2 protein-coding genes are annotated in these 969 nt (G+C 70.2%); both read right to left on the reverse strand.

Annotated features, from left to right (window positions below; all coding sequences use genetic code 11):
- On the reverse strand, nucleotides 1–290 hold a 290-nt coding region (locus H926_RS35030; protein WP_237741117.1), incomplete at its 3' end, for a LacI family DNA-binding transcriptional regulator.
- Nucleotides 291–320: 30 nt separating this feature from the next.
- The coding region (locus tag H926_RS29150; protein ID WP_043610559.1) for an alpha/beta hydrolase at nucleotides 321–969 on the reverse strand (649 nt) is incomplete at its 5' end.

Raw genomic sequence — 969 nt, forward strand, 5'->3', positions numbered from 1 at the left:
GAATCGAGCACCAGCGCGTTGCGATCGTTGTGGATCAACCCGATGAGGAACGAGCGCCCCATCGCCAGGGCGCGGGCGCGCAGGCTGGGGCGAAACTGCAGGGCGGCAATGGCCGCCTCGATCCGTTCACGCGTCTGCGCGTTGACCTTGGGTGACTTGTTGAGCACGCGCGAGACGGTGCGGATCGAAACCCCGGCGGCGGCGGCCACGTCCTCGATCGTCGGTTCGCCGTGGCGCGGATGGTCAGCGGCGGGCGCGCTTTCCGGAAAGGGGGCAGGGCGGTCGGTCATGCCCCTGTTCTATGCGCAGATATGGCGCGCTCACGCCAGTCCCACCGTGGCCGCCCAGGCCCGCCACAGATCGGGCCAGGCCGACACCGGCTTGCCGATCGCGCGGCGCAGGCCAAAGCCGTGGCCGCCATTGGCAAAGAGATGCATTTCCAGCGGGATGCCCCGCGCCTTGAGCGCCGCCCGCAGGCGCACGGTGTTTTCCACCGGCACCACGTCATCGTCCTCGGCATGGCAGAGGAAATGCGGCGGGGCGTCTGCCGGCACGCAGCGATCGGGCGAATGCGCCACCTGCGCGGCCAGGGAGGGATGATCACCCAGCAGCAGCTGCCGCGATCCAGGATGGGCAATGGCCGGGTCCATGCTGACCACGGGATAGATCGGCGCGGCGCTGTGCGGCCGGGCCGACAACGCGTCTGCGGCATCGCGCGGGGTATAGACCGGCACGGCAAAGCGCGCGGCCAGGTCGGCGCAGACATGGCCGCCGGCGGAAAAGCCCATGGCCGCCACGCGTTCGGGATCGATCGCATAATCGCGCGCGCGGTGGCGGATCAGGCGCATCGCCCGCTGCGCATCGGCCAGCGGGGTATCGGCGCCCGATGCCCAGCCATCGCCGGGCAGGCGATAGAACAGGACGAACGCGGTAAACCCGCGCGCGGCCAGCCAGCGGCCGATTTCATAG

It is taken from the genome of Novosphingobium sp. B-7 (assembly GCF_000410615.1).
In the GTDB taxonomy this organism is placed as follows: domain Bacteria; phylum Pseudomonadota; class Alphaproteobacteria; order Sphingomonadales; family Sphingomonadaceae; genus Novosphingobium; species Novosphingobium capsulatum.